6 protein-coding genes are annotated in these 5,300 nt (G+C 36.5%); 3 read left to right on the top strand and 3 right to left on the bottom strand.

The window, feature by feature from the left end:
• Positions 1–99 precede the first annotated feature (99 nt).
• The 3 genes from AC3DU7_RS24080 to AC3DU7_RS24090 all read right to left on the bottom strand — a co-directional run bounded on the left by AC3DU7_RS24080 (position 100) and on the right by AC3DU7_RS24090 (position 1,893).
• Positions 100–273: a hypothetical protein gene (locus AC3DU7_RS24080; RefSeq protein ID WP_488041831.1), complete on the bottom strand. Its 174-nt coding sequence runs from the start codon at positions 271–273 to the stop codon at positions 100–102.
• Positions 274–645: 372 nt separating this feature from the next.
• Entirely contained in the window at positions 646–1,083 is a 438-nt protein-coding gene (locus tag AC3DU7_RS24085) for a VOC family protein (protein ID WP_488041832.1), read from the bottom strand.
• Positions 1,084–1,368: 285 nt separating this feature from the next.
• Positions 1,369–1,893: a TIGR02652 family protein gene (locus AC3DU7_RS24090; RefSeq protein WP_488041833.1), complete on the bottom strand. Its 525-nt coding sequence runs from the start codon at positions 1,891–1,893 to the stop codon at positions 1,369–1,371.
• 408 nt (positions 1,894–2,301) lie between these two features.
• Here AC3DU7_RS24090 and AC3DU7_RS24095 point away from each other — a divergent pair, with 408 nt between their 5' ends.
• The 3 genes from AC3DU7_RS24095 to AC3DU7_RS24105 all read left to right on the top strand — a co-directional run.
• A complete protein-coding gene (locus tag AC3DU7_RS24095; RefSeq protein WP_488041834.1) occupies positions 2,302–2,829 on the top strand; it encodes a gamma carbonic anhydrase family protein in 528 nt (175 codons plus the stop codon).
• 208 nt (positions 2,830–3,037) lie between these two features.
• Positions 3,038–3,163, top strand: coding sequence for a photosystem II protein Y (locus tag AC3DU7_RS24100; RefSeq protein ID WP_488041835.1), 126 nt, complete (start codon positions 3,038–3,040; stop codon positions 3,161–3,163).
• A gap of 574 nt (positions 3,164–3,737) precedes the next feature.
• The coding region (locus AC3DU7_RS24105; RefSeq protein ID WP_488041836.1) for a cation:proton antiporter at positions 3,738–5,300 on the top strand (1,563 nt) is incomplete at its 3' end.

Consider the following 5,300-nt stretch of genomic DNA (forward strand, 5'->3'; position numbering starts at 1 on the left):
ACTACAATACTATAGAAATTATTGGTTTACTTGCTTTTTTTTGATTATACCTATTCTGAATTTTTAATAATTCTATGATTCTACTATAGTTGTTTTTGATTATGTATTTTCCTTGGGTTTATTTTTATTAAATAAGCCACTCATAACAATACCTGTTACTAACATCCAGATTAATCCGATACCATTTAGGAGTACATAAAAAGGTTTAATGTCTTCTCCAAGAAATCCGGCTTCGTGAATTACGATTAATATGTGTGCCTGGTCTCTGGACAAACCAAACCAATTTCTACCAAGTCGGTAAGCTACTCCTGTAATGACAGTGACAAATAATGGTAGAAAAACTATTGGAGCAACTATTTTTATGTAATTTACGGAATGTTTGTTTCATAATTTCCTTTAAAGTTTAAAGAAGGAGTCAGAAGAAAACCCACCCCTAACCCCTCCCAGGAGGGGAAGACAGGAGACAGAATAATTGTATGAGTATAGTCTTCGACACGTCACTTTTTGGGGATTTATACCCGAGAAGGCTTCGGCTTCAGGAGCCAGCTCTTTGAAGCAAAGCCAAAAAATTCTACTGACTCCTTTATCGTTTTAACTGTTCAATCAGACATAATATTAAACCTTCAGAGCATTATGCAATTTACTCTAAGAATTTAATTTCCTAATAAATTCTAGAGGTAAACCATCACAGTCAGCAATAAAAGCAACTTCATAAACATTATTTCCAATCATTTGTTGAGTAGGCTCTAAAAGAATTTTTAATGGTTGAAACATTTCTGGTTGTGCTGCTGATGTAGTAGCAAATTGCTGTTTTAAATCATTTAGCCAACTAGGTAAATCTGTAGTACTTTGAGTCAAATCAAACGATAAATGATAATATCCAACATAATGCTCATCCCCAAAAGCATCAGGAGCAGGCTTTGGTTGGGGAATTTCAATCAATTCAATTCTGCCATTTAATCCCTCCATCCAACAGGCTAAAGTATAGCCCGTAGTAAAGCGTTCGCAGACTGTAAAACCTAGTTTTTCATAGAAAGCGATCGCTCGATGAATATTGGCTGTCCGAATCGAGGCATGGTGCATTCTAGTTTAATATTTTTAACTTTATTTTCAGCATTAATTTTACACCAAATATAACTAGAGTAAAGCCCATTTATTTGGGCAATAAATCAAGATAAATTTTAAACAGAAAACGGAAAAAAATTAAGCTATTAACCATATTCAATAAATCAATATTTATCTTTTCTTTTACGGGTTTAATACCTCACTATCAACGAGAGTGCTGAAAATTGTTTGGGGTTTATAGATACGGAGTAGCATGTCGAAAAATAAAAATTTTCCCTTCTGCCTTCTTAAATGCCGAATAGCTTATTCAAACAATCGAAAATAGGGATATCGAACGGGTACTCCTGCTTCTTTGTCCAATTGAAAATTAATTACTTCCCAGCAAGGCTCATCCTTGGGATCAGGACTAAATTCTACAGGTAAACCATAAAGTTTGGGCTTACAGGAAGAGTCAGAATTAGAACGCCAAGGGGTATTACGTTCCAAATAAGTACTAACCAAATCCTGATATCTTTGAGCAATAATTACACGAGTAGCTCTATATCCTTTAGTATAAAGTCGATCTAGAGCTTCATGGATTTCAAACCTAATACCGTCGGGATGAGTATGTTGCCTATACCACTCATCATCCCATAAACGCCAGTGACGGCCAGACTGAAGATGATACAACTCCGCAGTATTTGGATCGACTTCAAAAGCTCCATGACGAGGACACAAATAAGTATCTGTCAAGGTAAGAGCTGGTATGGTCTGGCTACAGTGAGGACACTGAATTTCAGGGCCAAACATTGGGTATTGGAGGGCAGGATTGATAGAGAATTGGGTCATAGTTTCTAGAGAGCTGTGGTGACTTAATTATAGTTAGCTTGATCAAAGAATCTGAACCTAATAGCTATAGGGTTGTTACTAAAGTACTACATCAAACTCTTAACTTATATTATGGGGTAAAAACTTGGCTGGGTCGTATAGCGCTACGTGCAAGTCAGAAGTCAGAAGTCAGAAGTTAGAAGTAATCCCTGACGCTCGTTTGAGTGTCTATAATTGCCCTAACCTATTTGCGTAATGCTATACCACTATTGACAATTATGATTTTCTATGCAGTTTATTATGTAGCTGTAATTTATGAGTAACTTCAATAATTTCTAGATTGAATTTTCTAGGTTGCCTAAAGTTTCCTGGCTGAATTCTTTTTTGATAAAATTCCAATCGAAAACATCACTAACATTAACGAAGATCATGTCAAATCAGCCCTCTTTTTGGTCTCCTCCAGATTTGTCCCAAGCTGCTTTTGTGGCTGATAATGCTGTAGTTATAGGTATGGTTGAAGTAGGAGTGGGAGCTAGTATTTGGTATGGGGCTGTTGTTCGGGGGGATGTAGAAAGGATTATGATTGGAGACCATAGTAATGTCCAGGATGGGGCAGTACTTCATGGAGACCCTGGTTTAGTAACTGTTTTGGAAGATCATGTGACAATTGGACATCGAGCTGTGATTCACTCGGCTCATATAGAAAAAGGTTGTTTGATTGGTATTGGAGCTGTAATTCTGGATGGTGTGCGGGTAGGGGCAGGTAGTATTGTGGGAGCTGGATCTATTGTCACTAAGGATATACCGCCTTTATCTCTAGTTGTGGGAGTACCTGCGAAAAAAGTTAGGGATATTTCAGAGTCAGAGGTTGCTGATTTGATTGAACACGCCCAACGTTATGAAAAGTTAGCGTTAGTCCACGCTGATAAGGGAACTGATGTTGGATTTACTGAATGAAGTCAAAAGTCAAAAGTCAAAAGTCAAAAGTGTATTGAAGATAACATTATTGAAGAAAGATAATCAGCTTTTTTCCTATTTCCTTGTTGATTCTTACTTTCTTGGTAAATGCTGCGCAAAGCATTAAAAATTTTCCTCAAAAAACTTAATTTTAGATTAAGATTATAAGACAATGATAAATCTTTAAAAATCTTTAGGAGGGGAGTAAATGGAATTTGACTTTCGTTTGTTAATCGTTCTATTACCTATAATTGCTGCTGGTGGTTGGGCAGTTTACAATATTGGTGCTGTAGCCATTCAACAAGTGCAAAAGTTCTTAAACAAAGAAACTTAGATTCAACCTCAATTCTTTATTAAAAAGCCGACTGTTTCTTACACTCAGACAACAGTCGGTATTTTATTGATTAGACATCTCCAGAAAAGAGGGAGTAGGCAGTAGGCAGTAGGGGGAAAGAATTGATAATTTCTGTACGATAGTTGATTTTATTTTTTATTGTTGGATATGTCTACTAGACATCTGGTGAAAAAGATATAGACTTTTTATAAAAGTAGGGAACAGAGAACAGGGAAGATTTTTTTAGGAAAAAAACAGGGAAAATTATTTTTTGAGTTATTAAACTCTAGTTTATAGCAAATAAAGGGCATGTTTATTTCCTGGAGATATTTATTATGGCAGTTTTTACATAGATAGATTACAGCGACTCAAGTATTTTTTCACCAAAAAATGAGGTCCAAAGCCTCCCCTTTTAAAGATTCAGTTCAGTATTTCAAGCCTCCGACTAAAGCCGGAGGTACTGATAACTGATAACTGATAACTGATAACTGAAATGACTCCCTAAGCAAAAAGAATTCTGTAGTTTACTTAAATAAAAAAAGTTGTAATTTTATACAAAATTTAGAGGTAATATATGGCTTTAGAAACTGCCGTAACTGAAACAGTTATTGAGCAAAATATAGAACAATTTCTTTTAGTTCTTTCTGTTTCCCTGAGTGTAGCAACTCTCTCACGATTTTTTAGTTGGTTCCGTCGAATTCCCTTTACATTATTATTAGTAATAGTCGGATTAATTCTGGCATTCATTGATGTGAGATTAGTTGATTTATCTCCTGAATTAATCCTCGAGATTTTCTTGCCTCCTTTATTATTTGAGGCTGCTTGGAATTTGAATTGGCGAGACTTAAAACGAGATTTAGTTCCAGTGGGATTATTTGCCATTATTGGTGTAATTATTTCGGTAGTTGGTATTGCTTATGGTTTAAATTTTTTCACTGGAATTCCCTTAGCGATCGCCTTTCTCGTCGGAGCTAGTTTATCAGCAACAGACCCTATTTCTGTAGTAGCTTTATTAAAAGAATTAGGAGCAAGTAAACGCCTACGTACCTTAATGGAAGGAGAAAGTTTATTTAATGATGGAGTGGCAGTTGTTGCCTTTACTTTGCTAGTAGGAATTCCATTAGGAAAAGTCGATAAATTTTCTATTTCAGAGTCTCTATTCACTTTTCTCAGTTTTGTTAGCATCGGTGTCGGTATCGGTTGCTTAATTGGTTTCGGCATTTCTTACCTCACTCAACGTTTTGATTTACCTTTGGTGGAACAGTCACTAACTTTAGTTTCTGCTTATGGCACTTATATAGTAGTAGAAAAATTAGGAGGTTCGGGAGTTATTGGGGTTGTCACCGTTGGTTTAATTTTAGGTAACTTCGGTTCCCGCATTGGGATGAACCCCCGGACTCGGTTAATAGTAAGTGAGTTTTGGGAGTTTGTGGCATTTTTTGTCAATTCTATAGTGTTTCTGTTAATAGGCGATCAAATTCGATATTCGACTCTGGCAGATAATATAGTATTGATAGGAGTAGCTATTGGAGCAGTTATTGTCACGCGAGCAATTTCCGTTTATAGTTTGAGTGCTTTGAGTAATTTGGTGGCAAAGTCAAATATTGGTTTAAAAGAACAAACATTACTTTGGTGGGGAGGTTTACGGGGTTCTGTTTCTATTGCTCTAGTGTTGAGTGTACCTGTTATTTTGCCTGGGCGAGATGAAATAACCGCAGTTGTATTTGGAGTAGTATTGTTTACATTGTTGGTGCAAGGTTTAACAACTCAGTCAATGTTGCAAGTCTTGGGTTTAATAGGCGACCAACCGTTGCGTCAGGAATATATGGAGACTATCGCTCGTCGTGTAGCTTTAAAGCGGGTGCTTAATTATGTGTCTGAGTTGGTCAGGTTGCAAGAAATTGACCCAGAATATTATCGCTATCAGGCAGAATTTTTGCAAAACGAATTGAAACAGTTGCAGGAGAAAATTGATAAAATGCAGGCGGAACATTCTCAGTTAGTGGCGCTGGATATGGAGTTATTACGGAAAGAGTTAGTGGATATTGAGGCAGAAACTTACGCTGAGTTTATTCGGGCAGGTAAGTTGAATAGTAATGTATCGCCATTGTTGGCAGAAGTATTTGCGGAAAAGGAA

The sequence above is a fragment of the Okeania sp. genome (genome assembly GCF_983059655.1).

Bases quoted from the DNA above. Each gene is read 5' to 3' on its own strand.
- AC3DU7_RS24090 (WP_488041833.1), bottom strand. From the start codon at position 1,893: ATGACCCAATTCTCTATCAATCCTGCCCTCCAATACCCAATGTTTGGC.
- AC3DU7_RS24085 (WP_488041832.1), bottom strand. From the start codon at position 1,083: ATGCACCATGCCTCGATTCGGACAGCCAATATTCATCGAGCGATCGCT.
- AC3DU7_RS24095 (WP_488041834.1), top strand. From the start codon at position 2,302: ATGTCAAATCAGCCCTCTTTTTGGTCTCCTCCAGATTTGTCCCAAGCT.
- AC3DU7_RS24100 (WP_488041835.1), top strand. From the start codon at position 3,038: ATGGAATTTGACTTTCGTTTGTTAATCGTTCTATTACCTATAATTGCT.